Raw genomic sequence first — 22,057 nt, 5'->3', positions numbered from 1 at the left:
AACAACCCAGACCGCCAGCTAAGGTCCCCAAGTGATGATTAAGTGGGAAACGATGTGGGAAGTCACAGACAGCCAGGAGGTTGGCTTAGAAGCAGCCACCCTTTAAAGAAAGCGTAATAGCTCACTGGTCGAGTCGGCCTGCGCGGAAGATGTAACGGGGCTCAAATCATCCACCGAAGCTGCGGATGTGCACTTATGTGCACGTGGTAGGGGAGCGTTCTGTAGGCTGATGAAGGTTCACCGAGAGGTGGGCTGGAGGTATCAGAAGTGCGAATGCTGACATGAGTAACGATAAAGAAGGTGAAAACCCTTCTCGCCGGAAGTCTAAGGTTTCCTGCACGACGTTAATCGGAGCAGGGTGAGTCGGCCCCTAAGGCGAGGCTGAAAAGCGTAGTCGATGGGAATAAGGTTAATAGTCCTTAACTTTTGATAAGTGGTGATGTGGGGACGAAGAAAGCTAGGTGAGCCGGGTGATGGTTATCCCGGTCTGTGCTTGTAGGCGGTGTGTTTAGGCAAATCCGGACACATACTAACGCTAAGGGGCAACAGGGTTCTGACCTTTCGAGGTGCAGAGAAGTCATTGACGCTACGCTTCCAGGAAAAGCTGCTAGCCATAACTTATTAAAAACCGTACCGCAAACCGACACAGGTAGACAAGTAGAGCATACTAAGGCGCATGAGAGAACTCGGGTGAAGGAACTAGGCAAAATGGTACCGTAACTTCGGGAGAAGGTACGCCCTGGGTGGTGAGTCATTTTACATGGCAAAGCGACTCGGGGCCGCAGAGACCAGGTGGCTGCGACTGTTTATTAAAAAACACAGCACTCTGCAAATTCGTAAGAAGACGTATAGGGTGTGACGCCTGCCCGGTGCCGGAAGGTTAATTGATGGGGTTATCCGTAAGGAGAAGCTCTTGATCGAAGCCCCGGTAAACGGCGGCCGTAACTATAACGGTCCTAAGGTAGCGAAATTCCTTGTCGGGTAAGTTCCGACCTGCACGAATGGCGTAACGATGGCCACACTGTCTCCACCCGAGACTCAGTGAAATTGAAATCGCTGTGAAGATGCAGTGTACCCGCGGCTAGACGGAAAGACCCCGTGAACCTTTACTATAGTTTTGCACTGGACTTTGATGATAACTGTGTAGGATAGGTGGGAGGCTAAGAAGTGACGACGCTAGTTGTCATGGAGCCGACCTTGAAATACCACCCTGTTATCCTTGAGGTTCTAACTTAAGCCAGTCATCCTGGCTGAGGACCGTGCATGATGGGTAGTTTGACTGGGGCGGTCTCCTCCCAAAGCGTAACGGAGGAGCACAAAGGTACCCTCGGTACGGTCGGACATCGTACCAAGAGTGTAAAGGCAAAAGGGTGCTTGACTGCGAGACCGACGGGTCGAGCAGGTACGAAAGTAGGTCTTAGTGATCCGGTGGTTCTGTATGGAAGGGCCATCGCTCAACGGATAAAAGGTACTCCGGGGATAACAGGCTGATATACCGCCCAAGAGTTCATATCGACGGCGGTGTTTGGCACCTCGATGTCGGCTCATCACATCCTGGGGCTGAAGCAGGTCCCAAGGGTATGGCTGTTCGCCATTTAAAGTGGTACGCGAGCTGGGTTTAGAACGTCGTGAGACAGTTCGGTCCCTATCTGCCGTGGGCGTAGGAAAATTGAGAGGAGCTGCTCCTAGTACGAGAGGACCGGAGTGGACGAACCTCTGGTGTACCGGTTGTCACGCCAGTGGCATTGCCGGGTAGCTAAGTTCGGACGGGATAACCGCTGAAAGCATCTAAGCGGGAAGCCTCCCTCAAGATGAGTTTTCCCATGAAGCCCGTTGAAGACGACGACGTTGATAGGCAAGGTGTGGAAGTACGGTAACGTATGAAGCTAACTTGTACTAATTGGCTGATTGTCTTGACCATATAACCTCAAGCGCTGTGACGTGTGGAAGGTTATAAGGCACCTAAACGCGTGTGTGACGTTAATCTTTACCGGCTTTTTTTAAAGCCAACCGGTTTTCCTGGCGACTATAGCAATTTGGAACCACCTGATTCCATCCCGAACTCAGCAGTGAAACAGATTCGCGCCGATGATAGTGTGGGGTTTCCCCATGTGAAAGTAGGTCATCGCCAGGGTTTTATTCTTAAAGCGGCTTTAAGCCGCTTTTTTTTATCCTATTGATTTATTTTCACTTTTTCTAAGTATAATTTTTCTGACATTCTTAAATGTAAATCATTATTATTTACATTTAAAATCTAATTCTCCTATAAATGAAGATTTTATTGGTTTATAATTTCCAAAAATTTATTTTAGAGTCCTTATTTAATCTGTATTAAATAAATGTGAGATTCAATTTACTATTCGTTATTAATTTAGAATAAGCGAAACGTTTATAACTTATTAAGTAACTAAACAAATTAAAGTATGAGAAGTATTGATTACTTGTAGATAATTTAGCAGAACTTACTGTAATATGAATCAACCAGTTTATGGGATAATGACTTGCAATGTTAGTTCGACGTATTCAGGAATTTATTCAGGTTGTATCTTTAAACGGGGCTAACTTTAACCGCGAAGATCTAGCATTTATAGATTTTTTAAAAGAAAAATTTTCTTCACTAGATCCTGCAAAAGAGCTCTCTAATGAGGAAGTAGACCTAATTGAGTCTGCTTTAGCCCACCGTTGGGATAATACTATTGATGCTTCTTATGATTATACTAGTTTCTCATCAGCTCAATATAAAGAATGGATTTCGCTGGCCAAATCATTAGGTAAAAGATTAAATAAGCCATTCTTAGCTATATTAATTCCTGGTCTACAGCCCTATTCTCCTGACTTAGATTTAAATTCGGTCGAAAATTTAAATGACCTATATCTAGGCCATGATGATAAAACAGTTTATTCTGTTCCTGATCTGATGGAAAAACTCGAACATTCTGTAAAAACGTTTAGTACTTCTGGGAAGCTAAATAGCTATAAGACAATTACTATTAAAGAGTTACACCGTATTCGCAATAAAGAGCCGTATGAGGAGAATCAAAAATCAGAGTCAGATTTTTGGTATTATTTTATTAATGAATTAGTTCCTCTATGGCGTACAGATCAACTAAAGATAGAATTAACTTCTGCGCTTTGTGAGGTAATTCATACTTATTTTGATTGTGATGAGAATAAAGATTTTAATAAATTTAAAGAGTCATTTAAAAACTTTTGTAATTATTTAAATACATTTTCGGCCGAAGATATAAATGCTTTTTATAGTATTACGCTTGAATACGAGCAACAAAAAATCTATTTAGTAGAAATTTTAGTTGATTGTTTAGCCATGCCCGAAACAGAAGATCTAACTAAAAAATTAAATATAGTCTTAGACAGTATTTATACTTTGTCCTCTTCTTCTCTTTTAAAACATAGGTTGTTAGATTGCCCTCAAGCAAAACATTACTTTGAGTTTTATAATTTACAAGAATTATTAAATGCTTTGTCCCTAACAACTCTACCTTCCTTTAATTCAAAAGCAGCTTTATTTAAACACAAATTTATTAGTCAAAATAATTTTAACTCAAGCCAGTTAGATGAATTAACTGATTTGTTATCAATGCACTGGCGAAAAGTTATTGATAATTCTGATAATTTATTAATTCAAGATGATAAAAGTACCTTAACTATTTGGCATTGTTTAGTAAGACAATTTGCACCACTTTGGAAAAAAAATGGCGAGCTACCACGCCATGTACTGCCAGAATTATTAAATGTAATTGATGCTTATTATCAAAGTTTGGAAGTAGATAATAATAAATATCAATTAAAAAGAGCAGTTATTGATTTAATTAATACTCTTAAGCTAAGTAAAGTTGAAGATTCCAATTATCTTTATAGTACGTTATTTAAAGTAAGAGGTAAGCAATTTTACCTATTAGAATTATTAATTGAAATATTGCAACATGCCGAGAATTTAGCGCCAAAGCTAAAGGCTGTTGCTCAATGGATATATGAACTTGATCATTCTTTGATTGCAAGTCACAATCAGCTTGCTTCTGTCTATCGCAATCTTCAAGCAGGTCCCTATTATAATCTAAATAAATTAGAAAATTTACTCAATGCATTATCTCTTGAATCTGCATCAACCAAATTGAAAGAGAAACTTGCTAAAATTAAGCAATACATAAGACGTATTGATCAACTTAATGCCTATTTAGTGCAAGAAATAGTAGAGCTTTTTACCTTAAGATGGCAAGAAATTATCGATACACCTCTTGACTATACTCGTTTAATAGATGGAGCAAATGAATCATGGATATCACTTGCTCAATACCTAGAGGGAGCTCAATTACTTAATTTTTTAAGCCCTCCAAACTATTATAAATTATTAATTCCGACTCTAACGCATGAAACCGATTTTATATCGGGAGAAAAACTTACTGTTTATCCATTAACGCATTATATCCTTGCAGAACAGGGCGATGAACTAATATTTTTACCCAACTGCGTTAGCAATTTTACTTATCGCAAAACATTTTATAATTGTAATCACTTCAAGCCATTCACCGCTGTAGAAAAAGAACGTATTAAACATTCGCTACCTCATTTTGTACGTTGTTTTAATGAGGCTGAAGAGGAAAATCATGACATACCAGTTAGCCGTAAAACTGTATTAGAAGTAAAAAAATTGGTAGAAGGCACCTTATATCCTGAAGGATTATATTTAGGTAATGATATTACCGCATCGCAATTAGATTATGCAGAAAATAGTTATAAAGAATTTTTAAAGTACTTAAATAATTTACCCGAAGAAGAAAAGTTAAATTTATTAAGTCAGACAATCCTATTTGAAGGTAGAAAAATAACTTTTTTAGAAGTTCTAGAGCAAGTGTTAGATAAAGGTGAATGCTTAGTTGTTTATGCACAATACCTTTTAAAGTTTGTCCTTGATTACGATCCTTTTGTTCGTTTTCCGGTTGAGTGGGAACATAAGGTTAGAATAGACACTATGAGACCACAATCAGAACAAAAAGTGTTTAGTGATTATGATCATATTAGCGATGAAGAGGCAATAAAGAGGATTCTAATTCTAGGCGTGTCTTTAATGACTCACACCTTTAAATATCTGCCTTTAACTGGCGTTTCTTTCTCGCTTTGGGACTGTTCAAATACTATTACCAAAACGGGTAATGATATAATGAATTTAATTAAAAAGCCTATATTTAGTGGCGATTTTACTCAGGCTCGTTTTATTTATGCCTCTCTTATGGAATCTGTTATTAAACCGGCTTTTATTAGTGATGGTTACCGTGTGACATTTTTACGCTACCCAGATACTATTGCTTGGCTAAGTACTATTATTGATGGATCGCTCTTTAGACAGTCTTCGATTACTTGTTTTGAACCAGATACATTATTAAGCGTCCTTTGGTCTTATAAGGATAAAAGCAGCAAAATTATGCCACAAATTGAGAATTTCTTAGAGGAAATAATCTCTACTTTGCTGCAAACTCAAAATGATTATCTTAAATGGATCCGAATTAATATAAAGTTTTCAGAATTTGTAAAAGAAATTCCTAAAGAGGAAAGTGAAGAACTTTTGAGTCAATTAAGGGCAAAAATTGAACCAGTGCCGTCAGATACTCTAGTGAAAATCATAAGGGATTTTTTAGTTCATCGAATCGCATGGCAAATAGCTCGTGCTCCTAAAGGTTTTGGCCTCTTTAAAGAATCTGCAATAAACACAACGATGTACCAAGAAGCTGCTAAACGCTTTCATCAAGAGTTAGAAGCCTTTAATTCACAGAACCAAGCATGGTATGAGTTGCCAAGTATGTTAGCAAAAATTGCAAGAACTATTTTGATTAATTTTGAGATTAGCTCATTACCAAAATATTTTAGTAAATTTGAAACTAATATTTCTACTTTAGAGTATACTGAGTCTCCAGAAGAGATTTATTCTAATAGTCCTGTATTGTCAGCTGTGTCTTAATTTTAAGTAAGTTTTCATAACGGTTTGTTGAAGCATTTCCTTTTTTAACCGCTTCAATTAAAGCACAACCAGGATTATCACGGTGATTACAATTACGAAATTTACATTTTGTTGCTAATTCTCTAAATTCACGAAACCCATAAATAGCATCAGTAGGGGTCAGATTACTTAAGCTAAAATCACGTATGCCAGGGGAATCGATTAGGGCTCCACCGCTAGGTAAGTGATAAAATCGCGAGTTACTCGTTGTATGACAGCCAAGCTCAGATAACTCTGAAATTGCTGCAACAGTAATTTTTTCATTTGGTAATAAGGTAGCTATTAAAGATGATTTACCTACACCAGATTGACCAACAAAAACACTGATATGCTCACAGAGAGCTTGCTTAAGTAAAAGGTAACTATGGTCATCTTCTTTAGAGGTAAATAAGAGCTTATAACCTAAGGGCTGATAAGAATTGATTAATTCTTGTTGTAAAGATAAACAGGGCAAATCTGTTTTATTTAATACAATCTGAACTTTCAATTGCAAGATTTCTGCCATCACTAGATAGCTATCGAGTAAGAGCCAGCTAATAATTGGCTTTGGAGCAACGACAATAAAAATTTGTGAAATATTTGCAGCAATAGGTTTGTGTTCTTCCCGTTTATCTGTACGGGTTAGTACAGATTTACGTGGATAACGACTTAAAACGACTCCTTGATTTATACCCGTGGGCTGCCAAACGACTTGATCGCCTGCAACCAAAGAATCAATATTAGGCCGAATAGAACAATGAATCCGGTTACCATTTTGAGCTTCAATCTCAGCATGGCGGCTAAAGCGTGAAATAACAAGTCCATCTATACAATCCGTAGAATCACTACTTAATTGTTGGAAATTAGCTTGTATCTTTTTAACGCGGGCAGATTGCTGTTTACTAAGTCGTCTTTTACTCATGATTAAAAAATAGTCTATAATTGCAAACATTTTAATTATTTAAACTTTTGTACAGTATGAGGCCAAAATGCTATAAAGTACAAGTTAGATAGCTATTTTAATTAAATTAAGCCAATTGGCTATAAAGGTTTTGTAATGAAAATTTATTTAGTAGGTGGCGCAGTTCGTGATCAACTGCTTAATTACCCAGTAAAAGAGCGTGACTGGGTTGTTGTAGGCGCTACCCCTTCTTTAATGCAAACACAAGGTTTTCAACAAGTAGGTCGGGATTTTCCAGTATTTTTACATCCTACCACACGTGAAGAATATGCTTTAGCACGTAAAGAGCGCAAAACCTCTCCCGGTTATTATGGCTTTGCTTGTGATTTTACCGAGGATGTAACTTTAGAAGACGATTTAAGTCGTAGAGATTTAACAATAAATGCCATAGCAATGGATGATAAAGGCAATATTATTGACCCATTTAATGGCGTTAAGGATATTAAAGCTAGAAAACTTCGGCATGTCTCTGATGCTTTTATTGAAGATCCTGTGCGAGTTTTACGAGTTGCTCGTTTCGCAGCTCGCTATCATCATTTAGGATTTAAGTTAGCTGAAGAAACGCGCTTACTAATGTATAAAATGGTGAAGAAAGGTGAACTAAATTATTTAGTTCCTGAACGAGTATGGCAAGAATGGCAACGTAGTCTCGTAGAAAAAGATCCCCATTTATTTATTAAAACATTACGTCAATGCGGTGCTCTAGCTGTTATACTACCGGAGTTAGAGAATTTATTTGGAATTCCAAATCCACCTCAATATCATCCTGAAATTGATAGTGGAGTGCATACTTTAATGGTTTTGCAAGCGGCTGCCGCAGCCTCAAGTGATCCTATCGTGCGCTTTGCGGCACTGCTGCATGATTTAGGTAAAGCAATAAGTCCAATGGTTAAGTGGCCAAGTCATCACGGTCATGAGGAAAAAGGTATAACAATAATCGAATCGTTATGCCAACGTCTACGTATTCCAAATGATTATCGAAAATTGGCAGTTATGGGCTCTCAATTTCATTTACTTATTCATCGTTTAGCAGAGCTTAAAGCGCAGACTATTATTAAAGTTTTGGAGCAAGCTGATGCCTTTCGTAGGCCACATTTATTTAAACAACTGCTTATTGTATGTAAGGCAGACTTACAAGGCCGTGGTAAAATAGTAGATTATCCTCAAGAAGAAAGGTGGCTGTATTTATTAGCTGAATGTTTGAAAATATCGGCACAATCTATAATGGCTGAAGGTTATCAAGGGGTAGCTATTAAAGAGGAGTTGCACAAGCGTCGGGTTGCTTGCGCTAAGTTAATTAAAAATTCCTGGATATAAAGCATGAAAAGTAATAATAATTTAATTTGGCTAGACTTAGAAATGACAGGACTTGATCCTGAACAAGATAAGATTATTGAAATAGCAACGGTTGTGACAGATTTACATTTAAATATTTTAGCAGAAGGGCCTGTTTTTGCTATTTGCCAATCTGAAAAAATAATGACTAGTATGGATGAATGGAATACAAGGCAGCATAATCAATCGGGCTTGGTAAAAAGGGTGCTGGAATCAAGTATTACTGAGGCACAAGCAGAACAACAAACTATTGAATTTTTAAAACAATATATTGATAAAGGTAAATCGCCAATGTGTGGCAATAGTATTTGTCAGGATAGGCGATTTTTATATAAATATATGCCACAACTGGCTGCTTTTTTTCATTATCGTAATTTAGATGTTAGTACGTTAAAAGAATTGGTTAAACGCTGGCAACCTAAATTAATGGATGGTGCTACTAAAGAATCTAAGCATCTCGCTTTGGATGATATTAAAGATTCAATCGCCGAATTAGCTTATTATCGTCAACATTTTATTAATTTACCGAGTGATAATCATGGTCAACCGTGAACAATTAACCCTTCCTAATGATGCCAATAAATTATTGTTGCACTCTTGTTGTGCGCCATGTTCAGGCGAAGTAATGGAAGCTTTACTCTTTTCTAAAATTAATTTTGCAATTTTTTTCTATAATCCTAATATTCACCCTGTGCAAGAATATGAGATTAGAAAAGAAGAGAATATTGCCTTTGCTAAAAAGCATAATATTCCTTTTATCGATGCAGATTATGACAAAGATAACTGGTTTGCACGGATAAAGGGCCTAGAATGGGAGCCTGAACGTGGTAAGCGCTGTAGTGCTTGTTTTGATATGCGCTTTGAACGTACAGCTCTTTATGCTTATGAGCATGGGTTTCCCGTTATTAGTAGCTCATTAGGTATTTCACGTTGGAAAGATATGAATCAAATTAATGATTCAGGAGTAAGAGCTGCAAGTCGTTATCCTGGGATGGTCTATTGGACTTATAATTGGCGAAAAAATGATGGTGCGGCTCGTATGTATGAAATTGCTAAGCGAGAGAATTTTTATAAACAGGAGTATTGCGGTTGTGTTTACTCCTTACGTGATACCAACACTTGGCGCAAAAAAAATAACCGAGAACGAGTAAAAATTGGGATCAATTATTATACCAATGAGCAAGATAAATAATAAAAGGAGTGTACACAAAAGTACAGGACTGAGTCGGAAGAACTTGTAACGAAGTATAAGGCTTGTGGGCGACGCTATAATACAGTTATAGCAAGGTTTAGAGCAAATTAAACACTAGGAGTACCTATGGGTAGAGAGCATGATCATCAGCATAAACACCAAGGGCAACATGGTCACCATCATGGTACTCCTGCATTTAATAAAGCATTTATTATTGCAATTAGTGCTAATGGGGCTTTTGTTATTTTTCAAATTATTTTTTCTTTTCTTGCCAATTCTACCAGTTTACTTGCTGATGCTGTTCATAATCTTGGGGATGTATTAGGGTTAATATTTGCTTGGATCGCTAATGGTTTATTAAAGAAAAGGCCTACGCAAAATACAACTTATGGAATGAAAAAAACTTCTATTTTAGCAGCTCTAGCCAATGGGATTATGTTGGTATTTACGTGTGGTATCATTGCAACAGAGGCTGTGTATAAATTATTTACACCTTCTGAAGTCCATGCCACTTCAGTGATGATTGTTGCAGCTATAGGTATTTTAATTAACGGTTCAACAGCAATATTATTTCTACGTGGTTCTGAAGATTTAAATATTCGCGCGGCCTTTTTACATCTACTTTACGATGCTTTTATCTCGGTAGGGGTTGTTATTTCAGCAGCTATTTTGTATTTAACAAATTGGATGTGGATTGATCCCGTAGTGGGCTTAATTATTGCCTTAATGATTATTAAGGGAACTTGGTCATTATTTAGCGATAGCTTCCGCTTAATTATTGACGGTGTCCCTCGGGGTATCTCTTGGCTTTCTGTACTGGAAGTATTAAAGAGTGAAGAGGGGGTTGAGCAAGTACATGATTTGCATATATGGGCATTAAGTACGCAGGAAAATGCGCTCTCTGCTCATCTTTATATGCCAAATAAACCTTTAACCGATGTTGCTCGTCAGCGCTTAATTCAAGTGCTTAAAGATAAACATAATATTCATCATACAACAATTCAAGTAGAGCAAAATTTAACTTTTTGTGATGATGCCTGCACAGCAAATAAATTACAGCAATAGATAGCGTAATTTAATAGTATGCTAATACTATATAAAATAACCTTCTTTTACCGATTGTTGTAGAGAGCTATTATCTTTTACAAAACTGAAGGTAATTTAAATATATCATGGTTGATATGAATAATTTCGTTAGTATTTTTTTGCGCTAAATTTAAACCATCGCGGTATGCTTGACACGCTTTTTGCTGCTCTCCCAACCGTTCATATAGCCTACCAATTTCAATATAGGCATCGGGACTTGGTGTTAAAGATAAGCTTTTCTCTGTATAAGTCTTAGCTTTTCCCCATAAATGGCTAGCTGAGCTAAGGCGGCTTAAGCATAAATATAAAGCAGCTGAATTAGGATGTTTCTTCAATAAAGATTCTGCGAATTTTAGCTGTTCTTCGTTTATATAGAATTGACCATATAAAGCTACTAATTTTTCATCATATTGTTTACGTAAACAGCGTTTTAGAACGAATTCCGCTAAATCATATTGTTCTGTTTCTAATAAATATTCGCAATAACTGCTCATCAGGTCAGGATCATTTTTTAACGATTTTGGTAACTGGCTCACGAAGTTTTCTAAGGCGTCAGTTTGAGAGAATTTGATTAAATCAGACATTGCTTGTAAATAGGCATATTTTCGTAAGTGCTCAAACGCTTCTGCCGTAACTATTTGATTACGTTTTAACTCCGGTAAAAGATTAATTAACTGTGGCCAATCGCGTACCTCTTTATAGAGATACATTAATAGTTTTAATACATAAGGGTGATGAGGTGTTAGACTTTGTAAGTGTCTTAAAGTAGCTAGCGCTTGTTCCCATTGTTGATTTGCTAATTGTAGTTGTGCTTGGGTTAATTCAACAGCAACTTTAGCTTCAGGCATTGATTGTTGTGCTTCACGTAAATATTTATCTCTCAGCTGATAATCACCTAATTCTTGTGCAGCCCGAGCCGCAGTCAAATAATTTAATAAAGGCGCATCTGTATCGGGAAGTGCTTTAATTAAATGATTTTTTGCAGACTGCCAATAACCTTCACTAAATTCAATTAATCCTTGCCGAGTTTTAGCTTGTGCTTTTTGCGCGCGGCGTTTGGTTCTCCAGTAATGATAGCGCTCAGGAAAATGGGCAAGTCGATTTAATAAAAGTAAGATAAAGTGAAATACAATAAAGCTAAGAACTAAACTTATAATAGCAATACTTAGCGTCGTTTCAATAGTCCAATGGTTAAGTGCAATTAGTAAATAACCAGGATCATGACTGAGCTGCAGGCCTAGCCAAATAGCTAATAGAAAGATAATAAAAACTGATAAAATACGAAAAATCATGACTGATCTCCTGTGGACGATGCAGCAGGGATTTGCGGTTTAATCCTGGAGTCAATATATTGATTAAGTAATGATAAAGGTTGGTCAACTACAGGTTTTGCATAATTAAGCTTTTGTTGTTGTAGTTCTTGTAAATCTTTAAGCATAGCCTGAGTATTTGTTGCCTGCATGTTAAAAGTATTTTTTATTGCTGTTATAGCTTGCGTTAACGCTTGTTGGTAAACTTGCGTATTTTTTTGTAATACAGCCCACTGTGCTTCTTGCAAATTCATGCGAATCGTTTCACGTAATAGTGCTTGATGTAGCGGTGAGTAAATGGGTTGAACCTCACCTTCATGGTGGCGAATAATAACCAGTTTTTTTAAATAGCTTAAACTAGTATTTAATTGCTCATGCCAGTTAGGGTTACTTGTTTTAGGTGAAGGAGTATCTGCTAAATTACTACTTAAACTTTGTTGTAGTGGTAATTGCGTTACCATAGTTTGCGCTGCATCCAATCGGCTTAATAGACCTGCGACATCAACAGAGGGTAGCGCTTTTAATTTCGCAATTTCTGTGGCAATAGCTTGTCTGACTGGAAACAATTGTTGTTCTGGTACTTCTTGTAAAATTTGATCAGCTTGTTGTAATAAAGCGGTAGTGATGCGCTGGTCTTCTCCCCAATGAGCATTTAACTGAACTAACTCTAAGTAATAGCGTGCTTTTAATAGTAGCCAATCCTGATTTTGAAAAAAACGCTGTTTTAGTGCGGTTTGTAAATTTTTATCTAACTGCTCAAAGTGATTAGTTAGATTAGCTTGCGCGCTTTTTAAATCATTAGTGCGCATATTAATTGCTGCAGTAGATTTATGTACTTGTTTTTGCAGTAAACTGATTTGTTGATTTAGCGCATATTGCTGCTGTTGCTGAATTTTTTTTAACTCTTGACTTTGATAAAAGGCAAATGCTGTTAACAATAAAGAAATCAAAACTAAAATTAATAAACCAACATGCCAACCGTTAATATTATTAAGTGCAAAGTTTTTTTTAGGCGATAAAACCTCATTTACGTCCGGCTGTGTAGATTCAACTACAGGCTCTTTTATTGATTTAGACGATTCATTTAATTGTTGTTCCTCATTATCATTCATGAGTAAATCCTTTGTTAAATTGATCGAGTGCTTCTAATATGGTTTCAGGACTACAAAGTATAATGTTTTGTATACCTAATAAAGTTGCAGCTTGAGCTAAACGTTTACTAATCACTAAACAAGGTAAACTGCGAAGCCAAGAATGGGCAGGCTCTCCAAACATTGCAAAGATGTTTTGCATAGCCTCCTGACTTGTAAACAGTATAATATCCACTGCTTTATTATACCACCATGCCTGTAATTGTTCTTGATTAATAGCAGGCTTATTGCGCCGGTAAACAGCTAATTCAATTAACCTAGCTCCTCTTGCTTTTAAGGTCTGAGGTATAAGTAGCCGACCGCCTTGACCTTTAAACAGTAAAATAATGTCTTGATTAACTTGTTTTAGTGAAGGTATAGCTAGGAGATGCTCACTATCAGCGGTAAGAGGAATATGTTGAACAGTAATGCCATATTGCTCTAACTGCCAAGCGGTGCCTTTTCCTACAGCAATAACTTCAATGTTTCCAGGCCATAAAATCTTTTGTTGAGTAAACAATTTAAAAGCGTAATTAACAGCATTACGACTGGTAAAGATAGCCTGCTTAACTTGATTTAAATCAGGCAGTAAACTAAGCCATCCCATTTCGGTAGGCATAATAGTTAAAGCAGGGCAATCCAATGCTATCCCACCAGCCTGCTGGATAGCAATACTTAAAGCACGACCTTGTTCTGCAGGTCGCGTGTTTAGAACACGTAAACTCTTTAGTGAAAACTTTGTTAATTTATCCTTCATGACATGGCAAGTAGTTCACGAGCTCCTTTTGATAATAATTTATCGACAACTTGTTTTGCTAAAGATGGTGCTTCATCTTTTGTACCTTCTTGCGCTTCATAAATAGTGGTTTTACCATCTAATGTTAAAACCTTAGCTTGTAATAATAAGCTTTCTTCATTTTTTTCTTGACAAAAAACAGCAAGGGGAACGTGGCAATTACCACCTAACAACGCATTAACTTGACGTTCAGTATTAACACAAATTGCTGTTAAGGGGTCATTTAATTCATTTAAAATTACTTTTAATTCTTCATCATCTGATCGTGCTTCAATACCTAATGCGCCTTGACCACATGCTGGTAGCATCCAAGATTCGGCTAATGGCTCGGTAATGATATGTTGCATATCCATACGAATTAAACCAGCGGCTGCCAAAATAGCACCATCATATTCGCCATTATGTAATTTACTTAAACGTGTGTTGACATTTCCTCGTAAAACTTTAACTGTTAAATCGGGCCGAAAAGCTAGCAATTGTGATTGGCGTCTTAGGCTTGCTGTACCAATAATACTTCCTGCTGGAAGTTCGGCTAATTTACATCCTGTACGACTAATAAATACATCATACGGATTTTCACGTTTGCAAATTGCCATTAATTCTAAACCGTCTGGTAGTTCAGCGGGTACATCTTTCATAGAATGAACAGCTAAATCAGCGCGTTTATCTAATAAGGCTTCTTCAAGCTCTTTAACAAATAAACCTTTTCCTCCTATAGCTTGTAATTTACCTTTACTAAATTTATCCCCTGAGGTCACCATGGGTAATAATTCAACAGAAATATCAGGTCTTTTAGCCTTAATTAAGTCTGCAATGAAATTAGCTTGCCAAAGAGCAAGCGGGCTTTGCCGTGTTGCGATATGTAATATCTTTTTAGTCATTGTCATTAAAGAATCAGAGGTTACAAAAAAATATCATTTTAATAGGCTAGGACGGAACAATAAAGAAATTATTTAAAAAAAACGAGTAAAAGGCTTATTTAATAACCTTAATAAAATAATTTTTTAACTAATTTATGAAAATTAGCGAATTATGGTTGAAATATTAGCTATATGTGGTATTTTTATAAACAAGTTGTAAAAATGATTTATTATTTTTATAAGGCTTTGCTAATAGTTAATTAAATAGCAGTACTTGGCGGCGTTATATGTCTTTAAATTAACTCCACTAGGTTGCAATTAACTTAATGCTTTACTAAATAAAAGCAGAGGATGCGTGTTTTAGTATAATTAGAACGCTTTGCTCAGGAGGAGCTATGCAACATTCCTTAATACCAGCTTGCTATTTTCCCACTACTGCTTTATTTGTCGATGATAGCCGGGACTTTCTACTTAATTTCGTACTACAGCTTGATGAGTGGCTAGCTTATCGAGTTTTTGACGCTCCTTTTGATGCCCTAAATTATATTCAAAAAAAATATATTGAGCTTGCAACCCTTAAGAATCGATATATAGAAGGTTATACTAAATTAAATAACGATATAAATAAGAAAGGGATTCATACTGTCATTCATTCAGAAATTTATAATCCACAACGCTTTAATGAAATTTCAGTTATAGTGGTTGATTATGATATGTCTGACATGAATGGCTTAGAATTTTGTGAAACAATCAAAGAGACAGCCATTAAAAAATTGTTATTAATTGGTAAAAAAGATGAGCAATTGGCAGTAGAAGCTTTTCATGCTGGATTAATTGATGGCTATATTTATAAAAGCGATCCCAATATAGCTGATTTAATTACTAAGCGGATTAACGATTTACAATGGCAATATTTTCAAGCGATGTCAAAGACTATATACCAAGATTCGCCATTACAGATACCAGCTTGCTTACAAGATAATGAATTTGTAACTTTCTTTAAAGAGCTATGCCAGGATAAAGGCATCGTAGAGTTTTATTTAGTTGATAGTACAGGCAGTTTTTTACTGCTAGATCACGATGCTCAAATTAGTTTTTTAGTGGTGAAAAGTGAAGCGGATCGTATGTTTTACTTAAACATTGCTCGTGACTACGGAGCCAGTGATGAATTAATCCAATTATTAAGCAGCGGTGAAAAAATTCCTTATATTACGTTACCTAAAGATAAACAAAATCAAGAATGGTTAACTAGTCTATTACCAGCAAATCAGCTTATAGCAGATAAAACTTATTGGTATTCTTACAGTAAAGAATCATTGCTAAACATTTGCAAAGAAAAATTATTCTCTTTCTACCATCATCTTGAAGAAATTGATGCTGAAGAGTTACTGCTTTTATAATTATAAAAGCAGTGCTCTAAGTCATTTAATCCTATTAAATACTGTCATAAATAGCATAGTGCTGCTTAGTCATGTAAGCCCAATAGCGATCACCGTAGGACCAATGCCAATATTCGGTAGGGTAATTAATAAAGCCCGCTTCATGTAAAACGCTGCTCATTAAATTTCGATTTGCTTGCGCTTTTTTACTGATTAGCGGACAACTCGTAGCAGAATATAAAGCATCTGTATCCTCTACCCAATCTTTTGGGTGAATCCCCATGTCAATTGGGCTGCCTTGTTCATCAACTAAATAAACGTCAATAGCCGCGCCTGTAGTATGAGGAGGAATATTTAAGCTGCCATCAAGATTAATTACAGGTGAGACAAGTTTCATCGTTTCATTAAAAATTTGTTCATGCGACCACGAAAGATGTTGTTTGGTAATTTTCTTATAGCGTTCTTCAAATAATAGTTTTTGTAATGCTAAGCTGCGATAACCTTCATACAGACAAAAACGTAAGCCTTGGGGTAATAAGGATTGCGCTTTTAATAAGCGTCGATAAACTTCTTTCCTCATTTTAGTGTAATCAGTGTTATTTGGTATTTCTGGTGAAGGACCAATCACAATATTTGCATTATCTTTTATATCAATAAGCTCTTCATGATTTTCTTTTACAGGTATTGCTAATATTTCAGGTGCTGCAATTAAAACAATTGGTTTTTTATCGCTCATCATTCTAACTTCACTAATTAAGCGTAAGAATAAATAATTATACCTTAATTTAATTTTCAATGAGCAATGAATTATAAATTCCAAAGAAGAATCCACCTAGAAAATGCGATGGATGATGTTTTGACTGGAAATTAGCGGTAGTTGTAGTTATTATTTTATAATTGATTATTAAGGATCCATATGCGCATCGCTCTGCTACTTTTAATTCTAGTAATGAAATGGTGCTTTGCTGATAATGTTAATGATTTCGATCGTCAGCAAATTATAGAGCGTATTAAGCCTATTGGTCAGGTTAAAATAGAAGAGTCACCAGCTGATATGCAAAAAGCAAAGCAATCTTCTACCCAGACCCAAGTTGCTACAAAAAAAGAGGAGCCTGGACAAGCAACTTATGAAAAATATTGTATAACGTGTCACCAAAATGGTCTGGCGGGGGCTCCAAAATTTCGCCAAGCTGATTGGAAGCCACGTATGGAAAAAAAGATAGATGGTTTAACTGCTTCAGCAATTAAGGGCCTTAATGCTATGCCACCAAAGGGAACTTGTGTAGAATGTAGCGAAGAGGATATTAAAAATGCTATTTTATATATGTTACCTCGATCATGACTATTTATAATTATCGCTACTGGCAGAGTTTACTCCTTTTAATTAGTTTAGGCGTATTGCTTGCTTCAATTTATTTCCAATACATAGAAGGTATGCAGCCTTGTCCTCTATGTTTAATGCAAAGATTATGCGTTCTTTTGGAATTATTTTTCTGCTTTATAGCTATTTTTACTAGCCGGTTATTTATACAACGCTTTATTACAAGCTTGCAAATTATTATTGCCTTAGCTGGTTTATATTTTGCTGGTCGTCAACTTTGGTTACAATCATTGCCTCATGATCAAATGCCTGCTTGTTTACCAGGCTTAGATGTATTGATGCGTTATTTTCCTTGGCGCGATATTTTACATGCTTTATTTTGGGGAGCTGCTGATTGTGCTGAAATAAATTGGCAACTGCTCGGTTTATCGATGCCAGCCTGGGCTGCTTTATATTTTATTTGTATACTTAGCACAGCAGTATTTCTTTATATAAATGCAAAGCGAAATAAACAAACCTAGCACGTTAATTTTTACTGTAGCATTCAGTCTTTAGTGGTTTAAATCAATGACAAGCTTTACCTGCAAAGTAATTCATAAACATCGATACACACATGCTCGTATTACAACAATAACTACAGCTCATGGTGACTTTATGACACCCACTTTTATGCCTGTAGGAACGCGGGCTGGTGTCAATAATATGACTGTAAGCGAATTAAAAGCTGCTGGCAGCCAGATTATTTTAGGTGGTAACACCTATCATATGCTTTGTGCGCCTGGCATGGATATTATTAAACAAGCCGGTGGTATGCATCCTTTTATGGGCTGGCATGGCCCTATGTTAACTGATAGTGGTGGATTTCAAGTTTTTAGCTTATCTAAAAATAAAGAGATTTGCTCTATTGATGAAGAAGGCGCTCATTTTAAATTACCTTCTACAGACCGTATTATCCATATGACGCCAGAAATGTCGTTGGCTACCCAAAAGATTATTGGCGCCGATATCATTATGGCCTTTGATCAATGCACGCCTGATGATTGCTCGCGTGAGGAAGTACAACATATTATGGCGCGTACGCATCGCTGGCTAAAGCAGTCAATCAATTATCACGCTGAGTATCCAAATTCTATTTATGGTTTTTCCCAAGCTTTATTTGGCATAATACAGGGTGGAATCCATGCTGATTTACGGCGAGAAAGTGCTCAGTATGTAGCTTCTATGAATACTGATGGTATTGCTATAGGTGGTGAGACAGTTGGTTTTGATATGAATAAAACCGTCGAAGTAATCCGCTGGGTGAGAGAGTTCCTTCCGGAAAATAAGCCACGTTATACTATGGGCGTAGGTATGTCGCCACAAGATTTACTAGATGTTGTTGCAGAAGGGATTGATATGTTTGATTGTGTTGCCCCAACTCGCAATGCGCGTCATGGAGCTTTGTATTGTGGTGAAATTATTAAAGAAAAAAATTGGTTGCGTTTCGCTAGCGAATTTAGTAACCATCGTTTACAAATTAAAAAGGCCATCTATGCTGATGATCTATCGCCTGTTATGACAACCTGCACTTGTTATACATGTAAAAATTATTCTAAAGCAGCCCTTCACCATTTATTTAAACAAAAAACAAATCTTTTTACTGCATTGGCAAGTATTCATAATATTCACGTAATGCATGACGTTTGTGCTAAGATGCGCGATTTAATTGCGACTAACGTTTAGGAGTTTTTAATGATCATTATTTCTACTTCAAAAGGTGATATTCAGCTACAGCTTCATGATGATACAGCACCTAGTACTGTGCAAAATTTTCTTAGCTATGTTCGTTCAGGTTTTTACAATGATACAATTTTCCATCGTGTCATCCCAGGCTTTATGATTCAGGGCGGTGGATTAACCGAAGATATGTCTGCAAAAGCCACGCAAACGCCTATTAAAAATGAAGCTAAAAATGCTAAACCAAACAAACGCGGCACTATTTCTATGGCAAGAACTTCTGATCCGCACTCAGCTACAGCACAGTTTTTTATTAACCTAGTTGATAATAGTTTTCTAAACTTTCAAAACGAACTTGCTCAAGGCTATGGTTACTGTGTATTTGGTGAAGTAGTACAAGGGATGGATGTTGTTGATGAAATTGCTAAAGTACAGACTGGTAATCGCTTAGGTCACGCTGACGTACCTTCCGAAGTCATTACCATTAATGAAATTAAAGAAGTTTAATTAAATTAAGGCGACATAACTAGAGTTATGTCGCAACGCAATTTTCATAATAGGTAATTTAAAATAAAGACTTTAATTTTTGATCAATTAAAAACATTTCTTCTGTTGTTTTAATACTAAATTCTATTGCAGCGTTGATAGTTTTGGTAATAATCTCTTCTGCCTCAGAAAAAGCGGTAACATCACCTACAACAGCTAAAATACAACCAGTTAAAATAGCATGTGAATCTAACTTATTTAATTTGGCATTCATTAAAGAGCTTAATATAAATAGTTGAGCACATTCCATTTCAGAGGCTAATACACCTGCTAGGCGCAAGCTATGCATATACTGATCGTTATCTTGTAACATTGACAAGCTAAACTCGCGCGCATATAAAGAGCTTTTTGAATGAACAATACCAAAATGAATAGGATGTGTGTCTATTACAGAGCTACTAGCTTGTCTAGCTGCAATGAGGTATTCAAAGGAGGCAACAGCTGGATATTCGGGATAGATATAGTCCCAAGACGCTTTATCATCTCTAACCGCGCCAGTTGCAACAACTAAATGACCTACTTTAATTTTATCGGGCTGTAGTGAGCCTGCAGTTCCAACACGAAGTAGTCTACGTGCGCCTAAACTAATTAATTCATTAATAATAATATCTGCACTAGGACCGCCCATTCCGGTTGATATCGCACCCACTTCAATTGTTCCGTATGAGCTTAATAATTTTCCTAAATATAAATTATGCTGCCTTGGGTGCGCCCGTATAACTGGTTCAGCAAAGCGTTCGCTAAATTGTTTTGCTCTTTCTTCTGAACCAGTTAAAAAAATATAACGCCCTAAGCCATTATTACCAGCTAAATCTGTAGGTGATGCATTAATATGCATTGGCTTAATTAAGCTCATAGTAAAATCCTTTTTTAAAATTTAATAAATTAAACTTCTATTAAATTAATAATTACTTTCCAAAAACATGATACTTATTACAAATTGTTTAGCTTTTTGAGTATAGGTAGTACTCTAATTAAAATTTAAATAATATTAAGCAGTTACTGTTTAATTCAATAAATCCAGTCTAGGATAGTTAAAGTATAAAAACTAGTAGTTTAATGAGGGTTTAAAAATTAAGGAAAAGATATGAAAAGGATTTTTACGTTAGGTTTTATTAGTTTGACTCTTATTTTCTCAACTTATCAAACAACTCTAGCTAGCGCTGTTACAAAATTAGAACCTAATATACAACAATTACTTAATAACTATTTAGTAACAACTGGCAAAAAAGAGCAGGTCACCGGGGTTGCTGTTTCGGTATTTATGCCTAGTGAGACTGGTAGTTTAAAAGGAAGCATTAATAGTTATTTTTCAGGAACTATTGGTCGGCCACCTTACACTGCTTCCATAACTAAAAATAATCTTTTTGAAATTGGAAGTATAACTAAATCGTTTACTTCCGCAATTATTTTACAACTTGAAGCAGAAGGCAAATTATCAGTTAATGATAATTTAGGAAAATGGTTGCCCCAATATCCAAATTGGAAAAGTGTTACTATTAAACAATTATTAAATATGACTAGTGGGATTCCCAATTATTCAACTAATGAAGCATTTTATAAAGCTGCAGCTAGCGCAAATTTTAAGAAACAATGGTCAAATGAAGAGTTATTAAAATGGGCTTATCCTGATAAACCACTTGCTGCGGGAAAACATTTTAACTACTCAAATTCAAATTATATTTTAGCAAGTTTAATTATTGAAAAGGTTACTAACATGCCATTTGCAGAAGTATTAAAGGAACGTATTTTAATACCTTTTCAATTAAAAAATACTTTTTATGCAGCTGGTAAAAACGCTGATGCAATTTATCAGCAGCTGATGCCACGCATGGTCCATGGTTATTTTTATGACAAAGATAAGAAAGAAATAATGGATGCAACTGGTAATAATTTAACCTGGGCTGGCGCGGCAGGGGCTATCATTTCGGACACAATAGATGTCGTTCGTTGGGTACAAATATTGTATCATGGTGAACTTTTTAATAATAATCAGCGAAAGCTCGCTTTAACTGAATTAATGGAAGTGATCTCTACCCAGTCTGGGCAAGCGATCCCAACCGTCAGTCAAGAAGAACCTAATGGTTTTGGTTTAGGTGCTGTCTATATTTTTGATAAAGAAACTAAGAATCGCTACTGGAGTTATAAGGGAAGTACACTAGGCTATAGAGTTATGTATCTTTTTAGTCCTTGCAATAATATAACTGTAGCTGTTGCTTTAAATAATAAAGCAGGTGAGGGTGAGGTAAACTCGCCTATGGGTGATGCAATTAAACCACTTAGTCTTGCTATTTATAAAGCTATTATCAATGCTTACCCTAGTTACTCTTGTAAAAACTAGATAACAGACTTTACTAGGGGATTAATTTTAAAAATTTTAAGTATGTTACTTGTGAAATTTTGAGAATAGTTGGGTCGATTGACCCAACATAA

18 protein-coding genes and 2 rRNA genes (1 of these 20 only partly in view) are annotated in these 22,057 nt (G+C 36.2%); 13 read left to right on the top strand and 7 right to left on the bottom strand.

Annotated elements, in window-relative coordinates; translation table 11 throughout:
• The 3 genes from ACNVED_RS12540 to ACNVED_RS12530 all read left to right on the top strand — a co-directional run.
• Positions 1–1,921: ribosomal RNA gene (locus ACNVED_RS12540) — 23S ribosomal RNA — on the top strand (it extends 980 nt beyond the left edge of the window).
• 97 nt (positions 1,922–2,018) lie between these two features.
• Positions 2,019–2,134, top strand: a 5S ribosomal RNA gene (gene rrf / locus ACNVED_RS12535).
• Between the two features lie 372 nt (positions 2,135–2,506).
• Positions 2,507–5,974: a hypothetical protein gene (locus ACNVED_RS12530; protein WP_419419343.1), complete on the top strand. Its 3,468-nt coding sequence runs from the start codon at positions 2,507–2,509 to the stop codon at positions 5,972–5,974.
• On the opposite strand, the gene rsgA is transcribed toward ACNVED_RS12530, so the two are convergent.
• On the bottom strand, positions 5,943–6,914 hold the full coding sequence (gene rsgA, locus ACNVED_RS12525) for a ribosome small subunit-dependent GTPase A (protein WP_419421192.1): 972 nt from the start codon (positions 6,912–6,914) through the stop codon (positions 5,943–5,945). The two genes, ACNVED_RS12530 and rsgA, sit on opposite strands and share 32 nt — an antisense overlap.
• Positions 6,915–7,049: 135 nt before the next feature.
• Between rsgA and ACNVED_RS12520 the strand changes: the two genes are divergently transcribed.
• The 4 genes from ACNVED_RS12520 to ACNVED_RS12505 all read left to right on the top strand — a co-directional run bounded on the left by ACNVED_RS12520 (position 7,050) and on the right by ACNVED_RS12505 (position 10,545).
• The gene (locus tag ACNVED_RS12520) at positions 7,050–8,270 is read left to right on the top strand and encodes a multifunctional CCA addition/repair protein (RefSeq protein WP_419419342.1); all 1,221 of its coding nucleotides are present in this window, start codon (positions 7,050–7,052) and stop codon (positions 8,268–8,270) included.
• A gap of 3 nt (positions 8,271–8,273) precedes the next feature.
• On the top strand, positions 8,274–8,840 hold the full coding sequence (gene orn, locus ACNVED_RS12515; protein WP_419419341.1) for an oligoribonuclease: 567 nt from the start codon (positions 8,274–8,276) through the stop codon (positions 8,838–8,840).
• Complete coding sequence (locus ACNVED_RS12510) at positions 8,827–9,480, top strand: epoxyqueuosine reductase QueH (protein ID WP_419419340.1); 654 nt, start codon at positions 8,827–8,829, stop codon at positions 9,478–9,480. The genes orn and ACNVED_RS12510 overlap by 14 nt, the downstream gene beginning before the upstream one ends.
• Positions 9,481–9,606: 126 nt before the next feature.
• Positions 9,607–10,545, top strand: a complete 939-nt coding sequence (locus tag ACNVED_RS12505; protein WP_419419339.1) for a cation diffusion facilitator family transporter — start codon at positions 9,607–9,609, stop codon at positions 10,543–10,545.
• Positions 10,546–10,622: 77 nt separating this feature from the next.
• Here the strand turns inward: ACNVED_RS12505 and ACNVED_RS12500 are convergent, their stop codons facing one another.
• The 4 genes from ACNVED_RS12500 to hemC are packed head-to-tail and all read right to left on the bottom strand — an operon-like array spanning position 10,623 to position 14,683.
• Positions 10,623–11,855, bottom strand: a complete 1,233-nt coding sequence (locus ACNVED_RS12500; protein WP_419421191.1) for a heme biosynthesis HemY N-terminal domain-containing protein — start codon at positions 11,853–11,855, stop codon at positions 10,623–10,625.
• Complete coding sequence (locus tag ACNVED_RS12495; protein WP_419419338.1) at positions 11,855–12,988, bottom strand: uroporphyrinogen-III C-methyltransferase; 1,134 nt, start codon at positions 12,986–12,988, stop codon at positions 11,855–11,857. The genes ACNVED_RS12500 and ACNVED_RS12495 overlap by 1 nt, the downstream gene beginning before the upstream one ends.
• Positions 12,981–13,763: a uroporphyrinogen-III synthase gene (locus ACNVED_RS12490; RefSeq protein ID WP_419419337.1), complete on the bottom strand. Its 783-nt coding sequence runs from the start codon at positions 13,761–13,763 to the stop codon at positions 12,981–12,983. The genes ACNVED_RS12495 and ACNVED_RS12490 overlap by 8 nt, the downstream gene beginning before the upstream one ends.
• On the bottom strand, positions 13,760–14,683 hold the full coding sequence (gene hemC / locus ACNVED_RS12485) for a hydroxymethylbilane synthase (RefSeq protein WP_419419336.1): 924 nt from the start codon (positions 14,681–14,683) through the stop codon (positions 13,760–13,762). The genes ACNVED_RS12490 and hemC overlap by 4 nt, the downstream gene beginning before the upstream one ends.
• A 374-nt stretch (positions 14,684–15,057) precedes the next feature.
• Here hemC and ACNVED_RS12480 point away from each other — a divergent pair, with 374 nt between their 5' ends.
• The gene (locus tag ACNVED_RS12480; RefSeq protein WP_419419335.1) at positions 15,058–16,062 is read left to right on the top strand and encodes a response regulator; all 1,005 of its coding nucleotides are present in this window, start codon (positions 15,058–15,060) and stop codon (positions 16,060–16,062) included.
• 34 nt (positions 16,063–16,096) lie between these two features.
• On the opposite strand, the gene ACNVED_RS12475 is transcribed toward ACNVED_RS12480, so the two are convergent.
• On the bottom strand, positions 16,097–16,780 hold the full coding sequence (locus ACNVED_RS12475) for a M15 family metallopeptidase (RefSeq protein ID WP_419419334.1): 684 nt from the start codon (positions 16,778–16,780) through the stop codon (positions 16,097–16,099).
• Positions 16,781–16,957: 177 nt separating this feature from the next.
• Between ACNVED_RS12475 and ACNVED_RS12470 the strand changes: the two genes are divergently transcribed.
• Genes ACNVED_RS12470 through ACNVED_RS12455 form a run of 4 tightly spaced genes read left to right on the top strand, consistent with a single transcriptional unit; the run spans position 16,958 to position 19,585 of the window.
• Positions 16,958–17,383 (top strand): c-type cytochrome, encoded by a 426-nt coding sequence (locus tag ACNVED_RS12470; protein WP_419419333.1) that lies wholly within the window; start codon positions 16,958–16,960, stop codon positions 17,381–17,383.
• Complete coding sequence (locus ACNVED_RS12465) at positions 17,380–17,883, top strand: disulfide bond formation protein B (protein ID WP_419419332.1); 504 nt, start codon at positions 17,380–17,382, stop codon at positions 17,881–17,883. The genes ACNVED_RS12470 and ACNVED_RS12465 overlap by 4 nt, the downstream gene beginning before the upstream one ends.
• 46 nt (positions 17,884–17,929) lie before the next feature.
• Complete coding sequence (gene tgt, locus ACNVED_RS12460; protein WP_419419331.1) at positions 17,930–19,084, top strand: tRNA guanosine(34) transglycosylase Tgt; 1,155 nt, start codon at positions 17,930–17,932, stop codon at positions 19,082–19,084.
• 9 nt (positions 19,085–19,093) lie between these two features.
• Positions 19,094–19,585 carry a peptidylprolyl isomerase gene (locus ACNVED_RS12455; protein ID WP_419419330.1) on the top strand — a complete coding sequence of 164 codons (492 nt, stop codon included), beginning with the start codon at positions 19,094–19,096 and terminating at the stop codon, positions 19,583–19,585.
• 58 nt (positions 19,586–19,643) lie between these two features.
• On the opposite strand, the gene ACNVED_RS12450 is transcribed toward ACNVED_RS12455, so the two are convergent.
• Positions 19,644–20,480 carry a nucleoside phosphorylase gene (locus ACNVED_RS12450; protein WP_419419329.1) on the bottom strand — a complete coding sequence of 279 codons (837 nt, stop codon included), beginning with the start codon at positions 20,478–20,480 and terminating at the stop codon, positions 19,644–19,646.
• A 231-nt stretch (positions 20,481–20,711) separates the two neighbouring features.
• On the opposite strand from ACNVED_RS12450, the gene ACNVED_RS12445 reads away from it, so the two are divergent.
• Positions 20,712–21,965: a serine hydrolase domain-containing protein gene (locus tag ACNVED_RS12445; protein ID WP_419419328.1), complete on the top strand. Its 1,254-nt coding sequence runs from the start codon at positions 20,712–20,714 to the stop codon at positions 21,963–21,965.
• The last annotated feature ends 92 nt before the right edge of the window (positions 21,966–22,057 follow it).

The sequence above is a fragment of the Legionella sp. D16C41 genome, from assembly GCF_048541585.1.
GTDB lineage: Bacteria > Pseudomonadota > Gammaproteobacteria > Legionellales > Legionellaceae > Legionella_C.
This window is presented reverse-complemented; position numbering and strand designations above follow the sequence as displayed.